We start from the raw sequence: 20,551 nt of genomic DNA, 5'->3' as shown, positions 1-20,551 counted from the left end.
CCATTTAAGGCGCTTGCCGATCAGCCAGCTCCCACCAGACCCCAGCGCCCCAGCAGTTCGATCCAGAAGCCGTTGCCCAGCAGCCACACCCCGGCCCCGCCGCTGGCCAGAAAGGGGCCGAAGGGCATCGGATCGTGGCGGGCCAGCCGGCCGCTGAGCCGACCGGCCAGCCCCACCAGGGCGCCAGAGCCCACGGCCAGCGCCACGGTGATCCCCAGGCCGCCCAGCCCCAGCCAGGCGCCCAGCAGGGCAGCGAGCTTGGCATCGCCCAGGCCCAGGGCCGGTTGGCCGACCACTCGTTCAGCGAGGGCGCTCATCGCTTCAAAACCGAGCAGCCCCAGACCGGCGGCCAGCAGATGGTTCAGCACCAGGGCCCGGCCCACTGCCCCCCCCTGGGCCAGGCCGAGCAGGGCCGTGGCGGCCAGACCCAGCAGCAGTCCGAAGCGGCAGAGCGGTTCGGGCAGCCAGAGCCGATCCAGGTCGATCAGGGTGAGGGGAATCAGCCAGCTGAGCAGCAACCAGCCGGCCAGCACCCTTCCCCAGGCCAGCGGTTCAGGCCCCATGGCGCTGGGCTCGGCCAGCACGGCTGCCACCCAGAGCCCGGCGGTGAGCAGCTCCACCAGGGGATAGCGGACTGGGATCCGGCTATAGCAGTGGCGGCAACGAGCGCCCAGCCCAAGCCAGCTCAGCAGCGGGATGTTCTCGAACCAGGCCAGACGGGTGCCGCAGCGGGGGCAGTGACTCGGGGGGCTCAGCAGGGATTCTTCCCGGGGCAGGCGCCACACCACCACATTCAGAAAGCTGCCAACACAGGCCCCCAGCACAAAGGCTCCCCACAGCCAGAGTTCCGGCGGTGAGGGGGCCGGTGCTGTGAGGTTGGTCAGGAGGAGCTCCATGGCTGTGGATTCAGCTGGGCCTGGCCCAGCGCAGGCGGCTGCCTCCGCCCCGGGTGAGCCGGCCCCGGATCAGCTCGATCGGAATGAACTGCTCATCTGGCAGCAACACCGGCATCTCCAGCACCACGCGTCCCCGCTCGGCCTGGAGCACCACGCCGCAGGGCTCCGGGCCGCCGGGGCAGTGCTCCATGTAGCTGAACAGGGCCCGTCGGGCCAGCAGCACCACCTGCTGGCTGTTGATGCGATCCAGACGCAGATTCAATCCGGGAGAGGCAGACGCTCCAGGGATCAGAAAGGAAGGACAGAGTGGTCCGGATGGGGCGTTGCTAATGGTCTCACCGCCTCCAGATTGCTCAGCACAGCATAAGCGCTGTTGCCGTTATGCGGATGCAGCCGTTGCTGGCCAGCTCAGGCTGCGGCCTTTTTCACCTCGATCATGCGGTGGATGATCGGGGTGAGGATCAGCTCCATGGCGAAGCCCATCTTGCCGCCGTTCACCACGATCGAGGTGGGGCTGGACATGAAGGAGTCGTGGATCATGTCGAGCAGGTAGGTGAAGTCGATCCCCCACTTCTCCCGGGCACCCTTGCGGAAGTGGATGATCACGAAGCTCTCATCCGGGGTGGGGATGTTGCGGATCTTGAACGGGTTCGAGGTGTCCACCGTGGGAACCCGCTGGAAGTTGATGTCGGTGAGGCTGAATTGGGGGCAGATGTGTTGATGTAGTCCGGCATGCGGCGCAGGATCGTGTCCACGATTGCCTCGGCCGAATAGCCACGCTCGGCGCTGTCGCGGGAAATCTTCTGGATCCATTCCAGGTTGGTGATCGGCACCACGCCCACCAACAGGTCCACCAGGGCGGCCACGTCGTAGCCATCGCCCACGACGCCGCCGTGCAGCCCCTCATAGAACAGCAGATCGGTGGAGGCGGGAATCGGCTCCCACGGGGTGAACTGACCCGGATCGAGGTTGACGCCCAGGCGGCCGTTGTGCTCGGCGGCCTCTTCCACGGAGTGGAGGTAGTAGCGCTTCTGACCGCCACCGGTTTCGCCATAGCTGCGGAACAGCTCCTCGAGCTTGTCGAAGAGATTGGCCTCCGGACCGAAGTGGGAGAAGTTCTCACCACTCGCCATCGCCGCAGCCATGGCCTCTTTCATCGGCCCGCGCTCATAGCGGTGGTAGCTGTCGCCCTCCACCACGGCCGGGGTGATGCCCTCGCGCTGGAAGATGGTCTCGAAAGCCCGCTTCACAGTGCTGGTGCCCGCGCCGGACGACCCGGTGACAGCAACAACCGGATGACGCTTCGACATGCGCGGGGATCAGTGAAACTCCGGCTGAGTTTGACAGGTCGCCCCCCCAGGCCCAGCCAAGCCCCATGGAACGTTGCCTGGCCAGCCGGCTGGCCAGGTTGGCTGCCGGTTCAGCCCTCCAGGGCGGCCAGCAGCTGGTCGGCCATGGCGGCGCAGCCCAGCTCGGTGCAGCCGGGGGCCATCAGGTCGCCGGTGCGATACCCCCGGGCCAGAACCAGATCCACAGCGCTCTCCAGGGCGGCTGCGGCGGCCTCCTGCTGCAGGCCCACCCGCAGCATCATGGCGGCGCTCAGCACCATCGCCATCGGGTTGGCCCTGTCCTGGCCGGCGATGTCCGGGGCGGAGCCGTGGATCGGCTCAAACAGGCCCGGCCCGTCACTGCCGAGGGAGGCCGAGGGCAGCATGCCGATCGAGCCACTCAGCATCGCCGCCTCATCGCTGAGGATGTCGCCGAACAGGTTGCCGGTGAGCAGCACGTCGAACTGGCTCGGCTGGCGCACCAGCTGCATGGCGGCGTTGTCCACGTACAGGTGGCTGAGAGCCACCTCCGGGTAGGCGCTGGCGTGGAGGCTCTCCACCCGCTCGCGCCACAGCTGCGACACATCCAGCACATTGGCCTTGTCCACGCTGCAGAGCCGGCCGCTGCGCTCCTTGGCCAGCTCGAAGCCCACCTTGGCGATGCGGTCGATCTCGTGGTCGCTGTAGGCCATGGTGTTGAAGGCGCGCACGCCGGCGTCGGTCTCGACGCGTCCCTTGGGGCTGCCGAAGTAGATGCCGCTGGTGAGTTCCCGCACCACGATCAGATCCACCCCCTCCACCACCTCGCGCCGCAGGCTGCTGGCCTCGATCAGGGCGGGCAGGATCTTCACCGGCCGCAGATTGGCGAACAGCCCCAGGCCGGCTCGCAGGCCCAGCAGGCCGGTTTCAGGCCGCTGCTGGCGGGGCAGGCTGTCGTACTGGGGTGAGCCGATGGCGGCCATCAGCACCGCATCACTGGCCCGGCAGGCCTCCAGGGTGCTCTCCGGCAAGGGAACGCCGCAGCTGTCGATCGCGGCGCCGCCGATCGGCTGCTCGTTGTAGTCGAGGCTGAAGCCGTGCCGGAGGCTCACCGCGTCGAGCAGCTGGCGGGCGACGGCCAGGATCTCCGGCCCGATGCCGTCGCCGGCGAGCAGGGTGATCCGGTGGCGGGAGGACATGGAGGGAGGCGACCGAGCCTGGAGCGTGAGGCTACGCGTCGGCCTCAACGGCCTCAGCGTTCGCCCCCGGCCTGCTCCTGGGCGCCCAGGCGCTTCTCCAGCTGCCGCAGCTGGCGGCTGAGTTCGGGCAGCTTGCTGAAGGCCGCCGAACAGCGCAGCCACAGCCGGTTGGGGATGGCGGGATAGCCGCTCACTACCTCGCCGGCGGCCACGCTGCCGTGGATCCCAGACTTCGAGGAGGCGATCGCCCCGTTGCCCATCACGGCCCGGTTGGCCAGCCCCACCTGGCCGGCGAGGATCACGCCGTCCCCCAGGCGCGCTCCGCCGGCGATCCCCACCTGGGCGGCCAGGGCACAGCCCCGGCCCGTGGTCACGCCATGGCCGATGTGCACCAGGTTGTCGATCTTGGTGCCGGCGCCGATGCGGGTTTCGCCCACCGTGGGGCGGTCGATGGTGCTGCCGCAGCCCACCTCCACGCCGTCTTCCAGCACCACCCGGCCGGTCTGGGGCATCTTGCGCCAGCCGGCGGCGGTGGGCACGAAGCCGAAGCCCTCGCTGCCGATCACGGCGTTGGCGTGCACCACGCAGCCCCGGCCCAGGCGCGTGCCGGCATGGAGCACCGCGCCGGCGTGCAGCGTGCAGCCCTCGGCCAGCTCCACGTCGTCGTAGAGCACCACGGAAGGGTGCAGGCAGCAGTGGGCCCCGATCGCGGCCCTGGCCCCCACCACCACGTTCGCGCCGATGTGGCTGCCGAGCCCCAGCTGCGCTGATGGGTCCACCACGGCGCTGGGGGCCACGCCCGCCGGCAGGGGGTCGGCTGGAAACAGCGCCTCCAGTGCCTCGGCGAAGCCCAGCCGCGGGTCGGGCAGGGCCACCCAGGCCAGGCCGCGGGCGCTGGCCAGCTCCTGCAGAGCCTGGGCCTCCTCGCCCCGCGCGGGCAGGAGCACGGCGGCGGCGTTGCAGCCCTCCAGGGCTGCGCTGAGCGCGTGGCCCGGCTCAAGGAAGCAGATCTGGGCGGCCCCGGCCTGGTCGAGGGCGGCAGCCCCCTCGATGCCGGGGTCGCCAGCCAGGTGGTGGGCCACGGCCCCTGCACCACCGGCGGCCTGCACGTCGCTCAGGAGGCCGAGCAGGTCGCTGAAGCGCATGGCCGCTGGAACTACGAGCTGGGCCGGATCGTAGAGCGATCGCGGTGACCGGCCGCAGCCTCACCCACCAGGGCCATGTGGTCGCGGTGCACCACCTCCACCCCGGCCTGGCCGATCAGCTGGCGCAGCTCGGCGCTGCCCCGGGTGGCGAGGCCCCGGCCCAGCTCACGGCCGTCGTTGCTGAGCAGACGCACGGCCTCCCGGGGCAGAAAGTCGCCCTCCACGGCCAGCACGCCCACCGCCAGCAGGGAGGCCCCATGGCTGATCAGGGCCTGCTCGGCCCCCACGTCGAGCCGCACACTGCCCTGGGGCAGCAGGGCATGGGCCAGCCAGCGCTTGCGGTCGGGCAGGGGGGTGGCGGCGGGCTGGAACAGGGTGCCGACCCGCTCGCCGGCCACCAGGGCATCGAGCACGGCGGGATCACGGCCATCGGCCAGGTGCACGCGGATGCCGCTGGAGGTGGCGATGCGGGCGGCCGCCAGCTTGGTGGTCATGCCGCCCGTGCCCCACTGGCCACCGCCGCTGGCTCCCTGGCTGAGGCGCTCCAGCTCCGCCAGGCTGCCCACCTCGTTGATCGGTTCGGCGCTGGCGTCCTGGCGGGGATCGCCCGAGTAGAGACGGTCCACGTCGGTGAGCAGGATTAGCTCGTCGCGCCAACGGCCACGGCCACCAGGGCCGAGAGGGTGTCGTTGTCGCCGAAACGCAGCTCATCGGTGGCCAGGGTGTCGTTCTCGTTCACCACGGGCACCACCCCCCAGGCGAACAGCTGGGCCAGGGTGCGGCAGGCGTTCTGATAGCGCCGCCGCGAGGCCAGATCCCCCCGGGTGAGCAGCACCTGGGCCGCCTTGAGGCCGCGCACGGCGAAGGCGTCCTGGTAGAGGCCCATCAGCCGCCCCTGGCCGATGGCGGCGGCGGCCTGCAGGGCTTCCACCTCCGTGGGGCGGCGGGCCAGGCCAAGAATGGAGCAGCCCAGCCCCACCGCACCGCTGGTGACCAGGGCCACACTGTCGCCCTGGCGGCGGGCCCGGTTGAGGCTGGCTGCCAGGTCGGCGATCACTGCGGCGGTGGGTCGTTCGGCCGAACCGCGCAGCAGGCTGGTGCCCACCTTCACCACCCGGCGCAGGGGGGTGGTGCTCATCGGCCCCGGCCACTGCCCATCCCACTGCCCAGCCCACTGCCCAGCCAGTGGGCCATGCGCAGCTCCAGCCGCTGCAGGCCATCGCGACGGCAGGGCTGCCCCTGGGGATCGATCGGTTTGACCAGCACCGTGAACAGCCCCAGCCGGTTGCCGGCGATCACGTCGGTGAACAGCCGATCGCCGATCAGGGCCACCTGGTGATGGGGCAGGGCGAACTGGTTCAGCACCTTGCGCAGGGCGCCACGGCGGGGTTTGCCGGCTGAGGTGGTGAAGGGCAGGTCCAGCTGCCGGGCCACGGCGCCGATGCGTTGCCGCGACGGGTTGTTGCTGAACAGGTGGATCGGCAGCTGCTCGCGGGCCGCCTGCAGCCAGCGCAGGGCGCTCTCCGGCAGGATCGTGGCCGTGCCCCTGGGCAGCAGGGTGCGGTCCACATCGAGCACCAGGGCGCGGATGCCCTGATCCAGCAGGTCCTGCATCGGCAGTTCCGCCAGGGTGCGATCGATCAGCCAGTTCGGCCGCAGCAGCTGACGCAGCATCACGCCAGCCCCTCCCGCTCCTCCAGCTCGGCCTCGATGCGGGGCTGCACCCGATCGAATTCCTCGCCTTCCACCACCAGGGCGCCGTTGCCCTCCATGCGGGCCACCACGAAGAAGGGATCGAGGGGGATGTAGAGGCCGTACTCCTGCTCGTCGGCCATGAAGGTCACCAGCAGCTCGTAGGTCTCTGTCTCGTCATCCTCTTCGTCTTCCTCGAGCTCGTCGGGATCGGGCTCATCGAGTTCGCCGCTCACCGTGAGGGTCACCGCCGAGCGCACCAGGGTGAGGTCATGCTCCTGCAGCACCACATCGGCCACCGAGAGGATCGGTTCGCTGGCCTCCAGGGTGTCGATCAACTCGGGCAGGTCGTCATCGTCGTTGAGGCGGAACAGGCACACCGGCGTGTCCACCGGCGTCAGCAGGCCGTAGTCGTGGCCATCGAGGGGAATCAGCTGTTCCAGGAAACAGAGCAGCTGGCGGCCCTGCTGATCCCGCACCAGGAGGGTGGGCACATCGGAGCGGATCTCGCCGGAGCCAGTCATGAATGAACCTGCGGTGCTCGCCATCGGAGGAGCTGTGCCCCTCAGGATGGTGCAACTTGGGACTCCGCGCCCCTGGCGATGGTCGCCCGCTCCACCGGCGCCTGCATGGCGGGTTCCGGACCCTCCTGCAGCCACTGCTCCAGCAGCAGCTGGGCGGCCGCGCTGTCCAGGGCACCGGAGCGGTCGCCGTGGAGGCCATGGCGCTCGGCCGCCGACCAGCTGCTGCCGTGCTCGTTCACCCAGGCCAGGGGCAGGCCGGTGGCTTTGGCCAGCTGCTCGCCGTAGCGGCGGCAGTGGCGGCACTGCTCGGTGGGCTGGCCAGCGCTGTCGAGTGGAAGGCCCACCACCAGGGCCTCGACCCGCCGCGTCGCGATCAGGGGTTGCAGGCGGGTCAGGTCAACCGCAAAGCGCCCCCGGGCCAGGGCCGGCAGTGGGCTCACGGTGAGGCCCAGCGGGTCGCAGCCGGCCAGGCCGATGCGACGGCGGCCCACATCAACCGCCAGCACCGAGCGGGGCCGCGGGGCCTGCCGCCGCCTGCCTGCGGCGAGCGCCTCAGGGGGCATCGGCCAGACCGCCCTGCCCTGGGCCCACCGGCGTGGGCATGGGCTGGCGACGGGGCTGCCACTGTTCCCACACCGCTTCCAGCCGACGGGCGGCCAGCTGGGCAGGGGCCCGCAGCTCCTGCCGGTGCCAGACGCTGCGGGCCATCAGCACCCGTTCACCGCGCTCCTCGGCACCGCTCTGGGCCAGCCAGCGCTGGCCGTTCTCCTGGCTCACGTCGCAGCCGAGCCAGAGGGCATGACCCTCGGCGAAGCTGTGCTGGGCCTGGCTGAGCAGCAGCGCGGTGGCGTCTCCGAACAGGTGCTGCCAGCCGGGATGCACGGTGAGCTTCACGTCGTGGCCGCCACCGGCGTGCTCACCGATCCAGCGCACCGCAGCCACGGCCTGCTCCCGGCAGGGATCGAACAGCATCCAGCCGCGGCCGTGGCTCTGGGCCAGGAGGTCGTCAACGCGTCGGTCCAGCAGCTGGCGCAGCTGGGCGGCACAGGCGGCCTGCTCCAGATGCCACAGCTCGGGCGCGGTGCGTCGGTTGAGGGGGCGCAGCTCCAGGCCGGCGGCGTCGCCACGGCAGGGGCTGGTCGGGGGCCAGCGCCACAGCCGATCGGTGCGCAGCGGCTGAAAGCCCTGCTCCCGCAGCACCGCCAGACGGTCGCGGTCGAGGCTGGAGGCGGTGGCGATCCAGCTGCTGGCCCCCCGGCCCCGCCGGATCGCCTCCCTCAGCAGGGTGCCGGCCAGCTCCCGCCGCGCCTGCGTGGCCGAGAGGCGCAGGTGCTGCACCTGCCAGCAGCTGCCGCTGCGGTTGAGCCGCCGGGTCACGATCAATCCCTGGGGCGTCTGCTGGCGCAGGGCCACCAGCACCTGCGGGCCCAGGGAGGGCCGGCTGCTCAGCAGCTGCAGCAGCCTCTGGGGCATGGTGAGCAGCACGGCGCGCTGCAGCAGCGGGTGCAGGGGCAGGTAGGCGGGATCATGCAGCAGCGGAATGTGCCAGCCAGCCAGTGGCTCCAGCCGCAGAGGGGCATCGAGCCCGGAGCCTTCGCCGCCAGCAGAGCCGTGGCTCGGTGGAGCCTCCATGGGGGTGCTGGCAGTGGATGGGGGAAGCACCGACATCCCTGGCAGACCTCGTAATGGACCTTGACAGGCTCGAGTGTGGGCTGAGCAGTGGACTGGCTCAAATCAAGCCACTCTGGGCTGATGCTATCGCCGCTGAAGCGGCACCGCTTGGCCGCCGCCGCGGCTGGGGCCGTGGGGTTCAGGCCGGCCGCACCAGCACCACGGGGGTGCGTTCGTTGGCATTGCCCGCCGGGTTGGGGCGCAGGGCGCGCTGCAACAGGGTCTCGTCGCAGCCACTGCTGGAGGCCAGCACCTTCACCCGGCCCAGGTCGTTCACGTCCACCACGGCCACCGCCACCCCCAGGGCCGCCGCCATGCGGGCGCAGAAGACTTCCGGCTGGTGGGGCCCCAGCACGATCGTCTGGTCGTAGGGGGGCGTGGTGCCGGTCACGTCGTCGATGAGGCGGGCCTGATCCCCTGCCAGCCGGTAAAACCAGCCCTTGGAGCCCACCAGCTTGAGGGCCGTGCCCACCAGCCAGGCGCCCAGTACCCGGGCCGGGCCCACCACGTCGATCAGGCTCTGCAGCCCGCAGGCGGTGGCGAGGGAACTGGTGGGGTGGAACACCCGGCAGAGCAGCCGCGCCAGCCCTGAGGGCGTGACCATCTCCGGGTGCTGGTAGCGGCCCTGCATCACCGCCAGGGGGGTCTCCCCCAGGGTGAGCACGTCACCTGGCTGGAGCAGGGCACCGGCGTAGCGCCGCAGCACGGCCTCGGCGTCATCGAGGCTGCCGAGCAGGTGGGTGCGCACGGGCAGTACTGCACAGCGTTCCCCTGCACGCCAGGTGGCGGTGGCGGGCTCCACCGGGGTGGGCAGCCGCAGCGGCACCAGAATTCCGTCCCGGCGCCAGAGGCGGCCGAACGGGCCGTAGTTGACCCACAGCACTTCGAGCCAGAGGGTGTCGAGCAGGGCGTCGAGGTCCTGGCCGGGGCCGGGGCGCAGCTCAAGGCTGAGGCGCGCGCTGGTGGCCTTGCGGCCCTTGACGATGTAGGCGGCCCAGTAGCCATCGGCGCGGCCCTCCTCGTCGGGATGGTCAGCACGCACCCGGCTGAGCAGCTGCACGCCTGCCAGGTCGCCGCGACCCAGCAGGGTGGGGCGCAGCTCCAGCTCGGGCACGAACACCTCCATGCGGGGATGGGGGTTGCGGATCGTGATCGTGCCGCTCACCCGGTAGCCCCCCGGCAGATCGGCGGGAGAACGCTCCACGTTGAAGCCATCGGCGCTGAGCTTCAGGGGAGAGGCCGGCCGCAGCCGGTGGCGCAGCTCCAGCCACAGCAGCAGCAGCCCCAGCAGCAGGGCCAGCACCAGGACGATCTTGAACACGGCAGCGAGGAACAACGGCAACGGCGTGTGGCTCGCCGGAGCGTACGTGCAGCCGGGGATCTAGCGTCGCTGCCAGCTGGCCGGGCGGCCTGGGGATGCGCAAGACCTTCGTGCTCGACACCAACGTGCTGCTGCACGATCCGGCTGCGCTCACCCGCTTCGAAGACAACGCGATCGTGATCCCGATCGAAGTGGTGGAGGAGATCGACCGCTTCAAGCGCGACCCCGCCGAAAAGGGTCGCAATGCCCGCCAGGTGTCGCGTCTGCTCGACGACCTCAGGGCCCAAGGCAACCTGGCCGACGGCGTGCCCAACGGCGACCAGGGGGGAACCCTGAAGGTGGTGTTCTGCCGCGCCGAAACCCTGGCGCAGCTGCCCCCGGAGCTGAAGGCCGGCAACGGCGACAACAACATCCTCGCCGTGGCCCTGGAGGCCCAGCGCCTGGAGGCGGTGATCGGCAGCCAGCCGCCGGTGGTGCTAGTCACCAAGGACACCAACCTGCGCATCAAGGCCGATGCGGTGGGTCTGATCGCGCAGGACTACAGCACCGACAAGGTGGCGATCGACGACCTCTATCCGGGGGTCTGCGAGCTGTGGGCCCGTGCCGAGCAGATGGATCAGGTGAAGCACGGGGCCGGGCTGAGCGTCGACGGCCTGAATCTGCCGGCCCCCCCTCAGGCCAACGAGGGGGTGATGCTGATCGACCTGGCCCAGCCAGCCCACACCATGCTGAGTCGCTTCCAGGCCCAGACGGGCACCCTGCAGCCGCTGCAGCGGGCCCAGAAGGTTCGCCTGGGCCGGATCCAGGCCCGTAACCGCGAGCAGACCTTCGCCCTCGACCTGCTGCTCGATCCCGACATCCAGCTGGTGACCCTGGTGGGCAAGGCGGGCACGGGCAAGACCCTGCTGGCCCTGGCGGCCGGCCTGCACCAGGTGGCCGATGAGCGCCTCTATGAACGCCTGCTGGTGACCCGGCCGGTGATCGCTCTGGGCAAGGAGCTGGGCTTCCTGCCCGGCGATCTCGAAGAGAAGATGGGTCCCTGGATGCAGCCGATCATCGACAACCTCGACTTCCTGCTGGGTGGCAGTGCGGAGGAGGCGGGTCGCAGCAACGGCCCTGGGGGCACAGGAGGCGGGCGAAGTCAGCGCTCTCAGCGCGGCAACTGGTCAGATCTCAAGGGCATGGGACTGCTGGAGGTGGAGGCGATCAGCTACATCCGCGGCCGCTCGATTCCCCGCCAGTTCATGGTGGTGGATGAAGCCCAGAACCTCACTCCCCATGAGGTGAAGACGATCGTGACCCGGGTGGGTGAAGGCACCAAGATCGTGCTCACCGGTGATCCCTATCAGATTGACAATCCCTATGTGGACGCGGAGAGCAATGGCCTCACCTGGCTGGTGGAGCGCTTCAAGGGACAGCCGCTGGCCGGCCATGTGACGCTGATGCGCGGTGAGCGCTCACCACTGGCGGAGCTGGCGGCGAATCTGCTTTGACAGCCATGCCCCAGCAGCGCAAGCCCTAAAGCGTCGTCAGCCATGACGGCTGGGGGAGCATCAGCGTGGCTGAGTTCGAGAACCTGGAGGAGACTCAGGAGCTGTTTCGTCTTTGGAATGCGCGTTGTCACGGCATGTCGTGTCTGAACTGGATCAATGGAGCTGTCATCCAATGCCTCATGGAACCAGCTCATTCCCTGCGGATCTGATCTGAACCTTCCCCTGAATTCCCGATGACCAATTCCGCAGAGCGCGCCAGCAAGATCTGCCCCGTGTGTGGGCGACCGTTTCAATGGCGTAAGAAATGGAAGGACGTGTGGGAGGAGGTGCGGTACTGCTCGGAGCGCTGCCGGCGCCGGCGCCACACTATGAGCAGCGATTCATCGTTGCTCCTACACTCGTTCTTCTGAACCCTTCATCGATAGACAAGAAATCGAGGGAACCCCATCTCTATCCGAGGTGAGACTCGTTCAATCGGCAGCATTCCTCCGCGTCGTTGGCCTTGCACACCTCATTGCAGAGCTAACGCTGCCCCTGAGTGGCAGGCATGAAGCCTGGCGTGGGGCACCATAGAGTTGGTGGTGCCCTGTCCACTCGAGGGGTGTGTTCGAAGTGTCGCTTCTCTATAGACAACCTCCGCAGACCTTCGCATCTACTGCAGGATCCAGAGTTATCGCGGGCTGACCAAAGGAATCGTTTGCCTTCCATGGCGGCGGTAGATATGGAAGTCGTTATCGGTAGTGAGAAGCAATGGTGAGTCGTTCATCTCCGACAGTCGAATCAAAGCAGTATCAGCTAGAGATGCAGGAACATTCTCATACCGCTTGAAGAGTGAACTCACAGAGCCGATCTGCTCCTGGAGAACGAAAGGCAATTGAACGACCCCTCGCTCAATGAACTGCAACGCCAGGGAAGGATCAAAACCGGAGCGCTTCAGCAGAAAACAAGTCTCCGCAACGACAGCCTCACAGCTCAGCAACGGAGGCTGAAAACACCGAAACTGTTCAATAGCCCATCTATGGTGGGTGTCGTTGCGACTCAACACGGCAACCCAAGGGCCTGTATCCAGCAGCACCGCCATAATCAGTTTGTACCGAAGTCAGACATGTAAGCAGGGTTAGATGACAGATCTACTGGTCCATCTTCACAACAACCAACCAAATCGGCTAACAGATCAGCGGCGGATTGTGGTGCTGAGTCTTCCACACCCTGCTCTGAGGACTGGAGAAACGCTGTCAATGCTCGTCGAACCAACTCAGACTTGCTCAGCCGACGACGATGAGCCTGCTCCGTGAGCTGCGCATCAAGGGCTCCGGTCAACTTGAGTGAGATCACAGCCATGGCAAGCACCCCGCTTCTACTCCATCATCATACCAGCTGCCAAACGGTATTACGGCCATCGTTGGCGGGCTTTTCGCGGAACTGGTTGCAGGGTCTACTTATGCCAGCAGCAGCGGCCTCCTCCACGGGGCATTTCTGCTCGCTCTTACCGATCCTTCGAACGCTGTCCCTGAGTGGCAGGCAAGAAGCTATCGCAATCCATCGAGAATTGACTAAGGCCTGTCCACTCAAGGGGCTTGTTCGAAGGTGTCGCTTCTCAACAGGCAGCGATTGCAGACCGTCGCTTCGCCAGCAGAGCTCAAGCCACCTCAGCTTCACTTCTCACAGTGGCACTCAACTTAAGCCCCAAGGCCGACACGACCTTGAGGATCGTGTCAAAGCTCGGACTGCGGTCCCCCGAGAGTGCCTTATAGAGACTTTCTCTGGATAGCCCTGAATCCTTGGCCACTTTGGTCATCCCTTGGGCGCGTGCGATGTCACCAAGGGCCTTGGCAATGAAAGCCACATCTCCATCCGCCTCCTCGATGCAGGCTTCCAGATAGGCCGCCATCTCCTCTTGGGTTCGTAGATGCTTGGCAACGTCGTAGGGGCTGGTCGTGACTTTCATCAGATCTCCTCACTCAGGTTGTCTGCCAGCAGAAGCGCCTCATCAATGTCCTTGGCCTGTGAGGACTTGTCTCCTCCAGCCAACAGGATGATCAATGCGGAGCCCCTCTGCAGGTAATAGACCCTGTATCCAGGGCCATAGTTGATGCGCAGCTCAGACACGCCGGCCCCGACGGGTTTGACGTCACCAGGATTGCCGCCGATGAGGCGTTCGATCCTGGCCTGAACCTTCGCTCTGGCCCTCAGATCACGCAGACCCGCAAGCCACTGGACGAAACGCTCTGTCTGGCGGACTTCAACCATAACCCAACTGTAGCCTCTTGGCTACGGCCACGCAATGCTGCCTTGCTGGCTCCCATCAAAGACGACACATCCTTCGAACGCTTGCCATCACCTGGCCGCTGTGAGTGAGGCATAAAGGAAATGGCCTTGCGGTGGCGGCTCAGGTGAATGGCGATGTTAGGTGGTATGAGTCAGATTGTGCAAATTACTCTTTCCCAAATTGCATTTCGAGCAAAGCGTCTGCAAGTTGTCGAGTTCTGTTTCGCCACCTTTTGACCATGGAACAATATGATCTACATGGAGCTCGGTCTCAGGGTTTTTGGCAGGAGACGCACCACAAGCGCGACACTTAAATGCATCCAGCTGTAAGGTTCGAAATCTCAACCTAAGATTTATATTCCTCGGCGTTCTCTTCTTTCTATTTTCTCCTGCAGCGTCCACTTCCGTATATGGGATGACTGACTCTTCGCTTGCTACATTGTCAAGGTCGTCCTGATTCGGAGAGCTACCGTCGCTTACATATTCCAAGAATGCTACCAGCGTATTTCTCCATCCACCAAACCGACGGCTAAGCGCTTCCAAGGATATTCTTGAGATTCCTCGTTTAAGATCAGTAGTCGTAGGCTGCCTGCCAAGGACTGTCCATATTCTTTCTATCTCTGTGAATACTTCAATGTCGGAGTATTTCGCAATAAAGCCGGTTACAGAAAGACCGGCATTCTCAAGTAAGTTCTTCCAAATTCCAAACTTCTCTATTACCGTTGGGAATGCATAAGCTCCAAGGGCTTCATACTGCTTTGACGTAACAATGCATGAGTTCAGCTCAGCCGCGATACGCTTGACGTCAGAAATGATGTTATCAGGATCAACCTTCTTCATTTCGGAACGAGGCTTGACCTGCTCTAGCCCAGACACCGCTAGAACTTTTGTCCAAGATCCAAATCGTCTCCTGAACGTATGATCCCCGTAGCGACCACCGGCTTTTCTATATCGCTGATATGAAAGATACTTATTGCCAACAAGCTTTGCAATTTTCCTGACATCTTCTGTCAACTCATCTCCGGTGACTCCTTGGCGGTATTCACTGAGCTGAAATTCCATCTCGCTACACCTTGGAGAAAGACTTTTGAAACAACTATACTAATGGCGATAGCACCTAACGATTAGCTGAGCCGCACCGCCGTTCTTGACGAACGTCGTTCGGCTAGCAGGCGGTGTCGGCTCGAGCTTGCTGTTGCTTAGCCGTGCAGATATCCTAGGCACCGAGAAAAACCGTAAAAACACGGTCGAAGCAACGCTGAATGGGCGGGTCCGGTATCTACCTCAACCCACGCGCCCCTGTCAGCCTATCTCTTCTCGGTGCACTCGGCCATGGGCGCCAACTTGACTCCAGCGCATTGGTTTCTGATGGCCAGGCCAGTTGGATGAGGGGTTTTATGCGGATCCGATAACCGTATGGCACACCTGATACACAGTCAGAGTTCATCGGCAGGGCTGGTGACGCCTATTGGGCCCCGATTCAGTACATGGGTGTAGATCATCGTGGTTTTCAAATCGCTGTGCCCCAGTAGCTCCTGAATGGTGCGGATGTCCTGGCTGCGTTCCAGAAGGTGGGTGGCGAACGAATGGCGCAGGCTGTGGCAGGTGGCCGGCTTGCTGATCCCAGCTGCCAGCACCGCCTTGCGCACCGCTTTCTGGATCAGGCTGGGATCAAGGTGGTGGCGGCCCTCTTCACCGGTGGCCGGATTGAACCAGCGGCTGTGTTGTGGGAACACCCACTGCCAACACCATTCGACAGAGGCATTCGGATACTTCCGGGCGAGGGCATGGGGCAGCTGCACCCGCCCCCAGCCTGACGTGGACCCCGGAAACCGGTCCAGGGTGAATGAGAGTCTTCAGCCGGCCAAACTGGGCCGGGGACTCGACCATGAAACGCACCAGGCACACAGCCGAGCAGATCATCCGCAAGCTCAAGACGGCCGAGCAGTTGATCGCCCAGGGAAAAACCGTCGCCGACGTCTGCCGCGTCATCGAGGTGACGCAACCGACCTACCACCGCTGGAGGCAGCAGTACGGGGGCATGCAGGCCGAGGAGGCCAGACGGCTGACCCAGCTGGAGAAGGAGAACGCCCGGCTCAAGAAGCTTCTGGCAGAAGCAGAGTTGGAGAAGGCCATGCTCTAGCCGCAGGCTTCTGCGCAGCAGTGGGACCTCGCCGAGGGAAACTTCTGAGCCCGGAGCGTCGCCGCAGGGCCGTCACGGTCCTGCAGGAGCGTTACCGGGCCTCTGAACGCCTGGCCTGCCGGGTGGTGGGCCAGCACCGCAGCACCCAGCGCCATGGCGGCAAGGTCGTCTCGATCGAGGAGGCCAAGCTCCGGCTGCGTCTCCGCGAGATCGCCGCGGACCACATCCGTTGGGGCCGCCGGATGGCCTACCGCCTGCTGCGGCGGGAGGGCTGGACCGTGAATCACAAGCGGGTGCAAAGGCTCTGGCGGGAGGAGGGTCTGCAGCGCCCCACTCCCAGGAAGCGGAAGCGGGCACGGCCGGCGGACGGCTCGGTGAGGCGTCACCGGGCTGAGCATCCCCACCAGGTGTGGGCCATGGATTTCCAGTTCGACGCCACCGCCGATGGCCGCAGACTCAAGTTCCTGAACGTGATCGATGAGCACAGCCGCCTCTGCCTGGCGATCCGGGTCGCAGGCGGTGCAAGGCCAAGGATGTGGTGGCCGTGCTGGAGGAACTCACCAGCCTCTACCCAGCACCGGCGTACATCCGATCGGACAACGGGCCGGAGTTCATTGCGCAGGCTCTACGCGACTGGTGTGAGGCCAGCACCACCACCAGAACGGCCTACATCGCGCCTGGATCTCCCTGGGAGAACGGATTCGCGGAATCGTTCAATGGCCGCTTCTGGGATGAGTTCCTCAACACCGAGCTGTTCACCACCGCTCCGGAGGCGCAAATCCTGGCCGATCGTTGGCGCTGGGAGTACAACTCACGCAGGCCGCACTCGGCCCTCCAGGGGCTGACGCCCCTGGAGGCAGCTCAACAGGGAGCTGCAGCATGACTACACCCACCCACTCTCATAAGGCCTGGACCGACGAAGGGGGTCACGTCAAGCCCTTGGCCAGATCCCGTTGGTGGATCACCCGCACGTCCACCAGATGGGAGCGCAGCTGCTCCGCTACGCGAAGGGGCAGCAGGGTGCGTCGGTCCTTCCCGCCCTTTCCGTCGCGCACCGTGAGTTCCTGCCGGCCGAAGTCCAGATCATGCACTCGCAGCCGCAACGCCTCCATTAACCGCAGGCCGCTGCCGTAGAGCAGCCCCGCCACCAGCGCCTCGGCACCCACCAGCCGCTGCAGCACAGCCCGCACCTCTTGCACCGTCAGCACCACCGGCAGCCTGCGGCGCGTGCGCGCCCGCACCACACCCTCCAGCTCCAGGTCCCGTTCCAGCAGTTCGCGGTACAGGAACAGCAGCGCCGACAGTGCCTGGTTCTGGGTAGAGGGGCTCACCTGCCGATTCACGGCCAAATGGCTGAGGAAGGCATTCACCTCGCGCTGCCCATCTCTCTGGGGTGTCGCAGGTTGTGGAAGCGCAGAAACCTTCTGAGCCACTGCTCATAGGTCTTCACCGTGCGACGGGCGTAGTGGCGGGTCTGCAGTTCCTCCCGGTAGCGCTGGATCAGCCCTGCAGCTTTGGGTTGCTCTGGCATGGGGGCCTGCGCCATGGCGTTGACTCAGAGTTGCCACGGCTGCCCAGGCATCTCAGCAATCCAGTGATGTGCACCGTTCGGCGTCGCTGATGTCGCCCCGTTCCCGCTGCCACTGGCGGCGGCGCAGCTTGCCGTAGGCCTGGCAGAACTCCTCTCCGAGGGCCTGGCGCAGGCCGGTGTCGGCGTCGAAGGCATCGAGGGCCTCGCCCAGATCGGCCGGCAGCCTTGGGCAGATCTCCGGTCCCAGCGGGGCGGCGTAGTTGTCGTTGTCATGGCGAGGTCCTGGCTCGAGCCCTCGCTCGATGCCGTCCAGGCCCGCCGCCAGGATGGCGGCCTGCAGCAGATAGGGATGGGCTGAGCCATCGGGCAGCCGCAGCTCCAGGCGCTGGTCGTCGGGGATGCGCAGCAGGTGGGTGCGGTTGTTGCCGCTGTAGCTGATCCCCGCCGGACTCCAGGTGGCCCCCGAGGTGGTGGGCGGCGCCGCCAGCCGCCGGTAGCTGTTCACCGTGGGGTTGGTGAGGGCGCACAGGGCTGGTGCGTGCTCCAGCAGACCCGCCAGAAACTGATAGGCCAGGGGCGACAGGCCCAGCTCACCGGCGGGGTCATGGAAGAGATTGACGCCAGCGGCGCTGTAGCCGGGTGCACCCCAGAGTGAGAGGTGGGTGTGGCAGCCGTTGCCGGTGCGCTCGGCGAAGGGTTTGGCCATGAAGCTGGCCTTGAAGCCCTGCTGCTCCGCCAGCGTCTTCACCATCACCTTGAAGAAGGCGTGGCGGTCGGCGGTGGTGAGGGCGTCGGCGAAGGTCCAGTTCAGCTCGAACTGGCCGTTGGCATCCTCGTGATCGGCCTGGTAGGGCCCCCAGCCCAGCTGCTCCATGGCCTCCAGCAGCGGTCCGATCAGCCCGTAGCGGCGCATCAGGGCCAGCTGGTCGTAGCAGGGTTTCTCCTGGTGGTCGGCGGCATCGGCGATGCTGCTTCCATCGGCGCCCAGCAGGAAGAACTCGGCCTCCACGCCACTGCGCAGCTCGAAGCCCAGCTGCAGCGCCCGCTCCTGCTGAAGCCGCAGCAGGCGGCGCGGGCACTGGGCCATCGGCTCACCGGCCAGCACCAGCTCCGCCGCCACCCAGCCCACGCCCGGCTGCCAGGGCAGGGGGGTGAGGCTGGCGGGATCGGGGATTGCCATCACGTCCCCGTCGGCGGGGGAGAGATCCAGCCAGGCCGCGAAGCCGGCGAAGCCGGCGCCGTCCCGGCCCATCGCCTCGGCGGCGGAGGCGGGCACCAGCTTGGCCCTTTGGATGCCGAACAGGTCGGTGAAGGAGATCAGCAGGAAGGAGAGCTCGAGCTCCTGGAGCCGTTGGGCGAGGGGGGTCATCGGCTGGCGAGATGGGGGGTGGGGAGCTGCAGCAGCTCCCTGGTGATGTGGCGCAGCTGCAGCTGCTCCGCCGTGCTGCTGTGGGGATTGCCGGCGCGGTGGCCGAGTTCGGAGTGGATCGTGTGCAGGCAGGCGCCGGGGATGGCGCATGCGTCTGCGGCCAGGTCGGCGGGGGGGAAGTAGAGGTCGTGGCTGCAGGCCACCAGGGCGGTTCGGGCCGTGATGCGGCCGAGGGCAGCGGCCAGATCGCCGCCGCCCGCCACGTCATGGGCGAGCCAGGTGTCGAGCATGGCGATCAGGTCGCGGGGGTCATGGCGGCGGTAGTGGGGCAGCCACTGCTGCTCCACATGGGCCTCGATCGAGCCGTTCACCGTGCGGAAGAAGGGCTGGCTGGCGGCCCAGCTGGCGTAGATCAGGGCAAAGGTGCGCAGCCCCTGCTCGGGCATGGCATCAAAACCGCTGCCATTCCAGTGGCGGTCGGCGGTGAGGGCCTGCCGCAGGCTGAGGCAGAACAGACGGTTGTGGGGGGAAGTGCGCGCCGTGCCGGCGATGCAGCAGATCCGCTCTACCTGTTCGGGATGCTGCACCGCCCATTGGTAAGCCTGTTGAGCCCCCATCGACCAGCCGTAGATCAGGGCCGGCCGCTCCACGGCGAACACCTCGGCCAGCAGCCGGCGCTGGGCGGCGACGTTGTCGCTGTGATGCACCACCCAGCCCGTTTCGGCCAGGCCCATGGCGCCGTGGCTGGGACTGCTGGAGCCGCCGTTGCCGAACTGGCCGGCGATCACGATGCACCACTGCTCGGGGGCGAGCACCGGCCCCGCCAGCCAGGCCAGATCCTCCACCCGGGCGCCGTAGGCGCTGGGCACCAGGATCAGGTTGGAGCGGGCGCTGTTCAGCTCGCCCAGCTGCAGGTAGCTGATCCGGGCCTCGGGGATCACCCGGCCGCAGGCCAGGGGCCAGGCGCCCAGCTGGTGATGCCGGCTCGGCGGCGTCACGCTCGCCCAGGTGCGGGGATGGCCAGGGAGGGCAGGTCGGCCAGCAGTTGGCGATGCACCCGCAGGTAGCCGTGGTCGAGGTGGCGCAGCTGGGGGGCGATCAGGGCGTGGGCCTGGGGCAGAGCGTGAAAGGGCAGGGAGGGGTAGAGGTGGTGTTCGGCGTGAAACGGCATGTTCCACATCAGCCAGCGCAGCGGCGCCAGGGTCAAGGTGGTGCGGGTGTTCGCGGTGCCGTCGTCGCTGAAGCTGCAGCCGCTGTGCTCGGCCAGCAGCACAAAGCGCAGGAAGGGTTGCCCCACCGCCAGGGGCAGCAGCCAGCTCCAGAACAGAAAGCCGTTCGCGCCTACGCAGGAGACGGCCAGCACCAGGGCATAGACGAGGGCCTGCAGCCGGGCTGAACGACGCACCTGGGGGATCACCTCAGGATTCAGGTAGGGCAGGGCGCTGAGGTCGCCCCAGAGCAGACGGGCATGGCCGCGCAGCTTGCCGCTCCACCAGGTCCAGCCGCTCAGTTCCTTCAGGTAGCCGGGCCAGGAGGTGGGCGCCGGATCCTCGAGTTCCGGGTCGCGGCCGGGTTGGTGGGTAAAGCGATGGTGCCACTGGTGGTAGCGCCGGTAGAAGGTGGCGTTGTAGAAGCTCAGCACCCCTGCCAGCCAGGCCACGGCATCGTTGGTGGCCCGGCTCCGGAAGGCGGTGCGGTGGCAGCACTCGTGCAGGGGGGCAAAACAGGTGGCCAGGGCGATGCCGCTCAGCAGCAGAGCGGTGGCCCGCCAGGGCAGGGCCAGATCGGGCTGGCGCCAGAGCCATCCCGCTATCACCACGAGGAGCAGGTGGGTGCTGAGCCTCAGCCAGGCCGGCCCCCGCCGCAGGGTGTTCAGCTCACTGAGGGCCTGGCGGTCAATCAGAGCGGCGGACGGGGATGCCATAGGAGGTAGTCCAGCAGTTGGCCTACTGCCACTGCGGTAGGCAATGCGACGGCAGCGACGTCCACAGC

21 protein-coding genes and 4 pseudogenes are annotated in these 20,551 nt (G+C 66.7%); 3 read left to right on the top strand and 22 right to left on the bottom strand.

Annotation, left to right across the window (positions count from 1 at the left end):
- Nucleotides 1-20: 20 nt before the first annotated feature.
- The 11 genes and pseudogenes from IQ220_RS09750 to IQ220_RS09700 form a co-directional block, all read right to left on the bottom strand.
- On the bottom strand, nt 21-896 hold the full coding sequence (locus IQ220_RS09750) for an A24 family peptidase (RefSeq protein WP_193914686.1): 876 nt from the start codon (nt 894-896) through the stop codon (nt 21-23).
- Between the two features lie 10 nt (nt 897-906).
- Nucleotides 907-1,158, bottom strand: coding sequence for a hypothetical protein (locus IQ220_RS09745; protein ID WP_228009094.1), 252 nt, complete (start codon nt 1,156-1,158; stop codon nt 907-909).
- A 146-nt stretch (nt 1,159-1,304) separates the two neighbouring features.
- Nucleotides 1,305-2,206, bottom strand: a pseudogene (locus tag IQ220_RS09740) (phosphoribulokinase).
- Nucleotides 2,207-2,316: 110 nt separating this feature from the next.
- Entirely contained in the window at nt 2,317-3,402 is a 1,086-nt protein-coding gene (gene leuB, locus IQ220_RS09735; RefSeq protein ID WP_193914684.1) for a 3-isopropylmalate dehydrogenase, read from the bottom strand.
- 53 nt (nt 3,403-3,455) lie between these two features.
- On the bottom strand, nt 3,456-4,547 hold the full coding sequence (gene lpxD / locus IQ220_RS09730) for a UDP-3-O-(3-hydroxymyristoyl)glucosamine N-acyltransferase (protein WP_193914682.1): 1,092 nt from the start codon (nt 4,545-4,547) through the stop codon (nt 3,456-3,458).
- A gap of 11 nt (nt 4,548-4,558) precedes the next feature.
- Nucleotides 4,559-5,685: pseudogene (gene proB / locus IQ220_RS09725) on the bottom strand (glutamate 5-kinase).
- Nucleotides 5,682-6,221 carry a YqeG family HAD IIIA-type phosphatase gene (locus tag IQ220_RS09720; RefSeq protein ID WP_193914680.1) on the bottom strand — a complete coding sequence of 180 codons (540 nt, stop codon included), beginning with the start codon at nt 6,219-6,221 and terminating at the stop codon, nt 5,682-5,684. Before IQ220_RS09720 ends, proB begins: the two are co-directional and overlap by 4 nt.
- The gene (locus tag IQ220_RS09715) at nt 6,221-6,763 is read right to left on the bottom strand and encodes a DUF3727 domain-containing protein (RefSeq protein WP_186700289.1); all 543 of its coding nucleotides are present in this window, start codon (nt 6,761-6,763) and stop codon (nt 6,221-6,223) included. Before IQ220_RS09715 ends, IQ220_RS09720 begins: the two co-directional genes overlap by 1 nt.
- 41 nt (nt 6,764-6,804) lie before the next feature.
- A complete protein-coding gene (ruvX, locus tag IQ220_RS09710; RefSeq protein ID WP_193914678.1) occupies nt 6,805-7,326 on the bottom strand; it encodes a Holliday junction resolvase RuvX in 522 nt (173 codons plus the stop codon).
- Nucleotides 7,316-8,395, bottom strand: coding sequence for a hypothetical protein (locus IQ220_RS09705; RefSeq protein ID WP_228009093.1), 1,080 nt, complete (start codon nt 8,393-8,395; stop codon nt 7,316-7,318). The genes ruvX and IQ220_RS09705 overlap by 11 nt, the downstream gene beginning before the upstream one ends.
- A 178-nt stretch (nt 8,396-8,573) precedes the next feature.
- Nucleotides 8,574-9,755, bottom strand: coding sequence for a F420-0:Gamma-glutamyl ligase (locus IQ220_RS09700; RefSeq protein WP_370566415.1), 1,182 nt, complete (start codon nt 9,753-9,755; stop codon nt 8,574-8,576).
- Nucleotides 9,756-9,850: 95 nt separating this feature from the next.
- Between IQ220_RS09700 and IQ220_RS09695 the strand changes: the two genes are divergently transcribed.
- Nucleotides 9,851-11,248, top strand: coding sequence for a PhoH family protein (locus IQ220_RS09695; RefSeq protein WP_193914674.1), 1,398 nt, complete (start codon nt 9,851-9,853; stop codon nt 11,246-11,248).
- Between the two features lie 233 nt (nt 11,249-11,481).
- Entirely contained in the window at nt 11,482-11,658 is a 177-nt protein-coding gene (locus tag IQ220_RS09690; protein ID WP_186699390.1) for a DUF2256 domain-containing protein, read from the top strand.
- A 260-nt stretch (nt 11,659-11,918) separates the two neighbouring features.
- Here the strand turns inward: IQ220_RS09690 and IQ220_RS09685 are convergent, their stop codons facing one another.
- The 6 genes from IQ220_RS09685 to IQ220_RS09660 form a co-directional block, all read right to left on the bottom strand.
- Complete coding sequence (locus IQ220_RS09685) at nt 11,919-12,329, bottom strand: type II toxin-antitoxin system VapC family toxin (RefSeq protein ID WP_186699392.1); 411 nt, start codon at nt 12,327-12,329, stop codon at nt 11,919-11,921.
- A 2-nt stretch (nt 12,330-12,331) separates the two neighbouring features.
- A complete protein-coding gene (locus IQ220_RS16560) occupies nt 12,332-12,589 on the bottom strand; it encodes a ribbon-helix-helix protein, CopG family (RefSeq protein ID WP_186699394.1) in 258 nt (85 codons plus the stop codon).
- Nucleotides 12,590-12,887: 298 nt separating this feature from the next.
- Nucleotides 12,888-13,196 (bottom strand): addiction module antidote protein, encoded by a 309-nt coding sequence (locus IQ220_RS09675; protein ID WP_222934202.1) that lies wholly within the window; start codon nt 13,194-13,196, stop codon nt 12,888-12,890.
- A complete protein-coding gene (locus IQ220_RS09670) occupies nt 13,196-13,498 on the bottom strand; it encodes a type II toxin-antitoxin system RelE/ParE family toxin (RefSeq protein ID WP_186699396.1) in 303 nt (100 codons plus the stop codon). Before IQ220_RS09670 ends, IQ220_RS09675 begins: the two co-directional genes overlap by 1 nt.
- Before the next feature lie 156 nt (nt 13,499-13,654).
- Nucleotides 13,655-14,578: a homing endonuclease associated repeat-containing protein gene (locus tag IQ220_RS09665; RefSeq protein ID WP_193914672.1), complete on the bottom strand. Its 924-nt coding sequence runs from the start codon at nt 14,576-14,578 to the stop codon at nt 13,655-13,657.
- A 374-nt stretch (nt 14,579-14,952) separates the two neighbouring features.
- The gene (locus tag IQ220_RS09660; protein ID WP_370566414.1) at nt 14,953-15,318 is read right to left on the bottom strand and encodes a tyrosine-type recombinase/integrase; all 366 of its coding nucleotides are present in this window, start codon (nt 15,316-15,318) and stop codon (nt 14,953-14,955) included.
- Nucleotides 15,319-15,404: 86 nt separating this feature from the next.
- Here IQ220_RS09660 and IQ220_RS09655 point away from each other — a divergent pair.
- Nucleotides 15,405-16,542 (top strand): annotated as a pseudogene (locus IQ220_RS09655) (IS3 family transposase).
- 43 nt (nt 16,543-16,585) lie between these two features.
- Here IQ220_RS09655 and IQ220_RS15780 read toward each other — a convergent pair.
- The 5 genes and pseudogenes from IQ220_RS15780 to IQ220_RS09635 form a co-directional block, all read right to left on the bottom strand.
- Nucleotides 16,586-16,807: a tyrosine-type recombinase/integrase gene (locus tag IQ220_RS15780; RefSeq protein ID WP_370566431.1), complete on the bottom strand. Its 222-nt coding sequence runs from the start codon at nt 16,805-16,807 to the stop codon at nt 16,586-16,588.
- A 168-nt stretch (nt 16,808-16,975) separates the two neighbouring features.
- Nucleotides 16,976-17,190: pseudogene (locus IQ220_RS15775) on the bottom strand (site-specific integrase); the annotation flags it as partial.
- Between the two features lie 52 nt (nt 17,191-17,242).
- Nucleotides 17,243-18,559, bottom strand: a complete 1,317-nt coding sequence (gene glnT, locus IQ220_RS09645; protein WP_193914670.1) for a type III glutamate--ammonia ligase — start codon at nt 18,557-18,559, stop codon at nt 17,243-17,245.
- Complete coding sequence (locus IQ220_RS09640; protein WP_193914668.1) at nt 18,556-19,557, bottom strand: alpha/beta fold hydrolase; 1,002 nt, start codon at nt 19,555-19,557, stop codon at nt 18,556-18,558. The genes glnT and IQ220_RS09640 overlap by 4 nt, the downstream gene beginning before the upstream one ends.
- Nucleotides 19,554-20,483, bottom strand: a complete 930-nt coding sequence (locus tag IQ220_RS09635; protein WP_193914666.1) for a fatty acid desaturase — start codon at nt 20,481-20,483, stop codon at nt 19,554-19,556. The genes IQ220_RS09640 and IQ220_RS09635 overlap by 4 nt, the downstream gene beginning before the upstream one ends.
- Nucleotides 20,484-20,551: the final 68 nt, after the last annotated feature.

This window comes from Cyanobium sp. LEGE 06113, from assembly GCF_015207615.1.
This window is presented reverse-complemented; position numbering and strand designations above follow the sequence as displayed.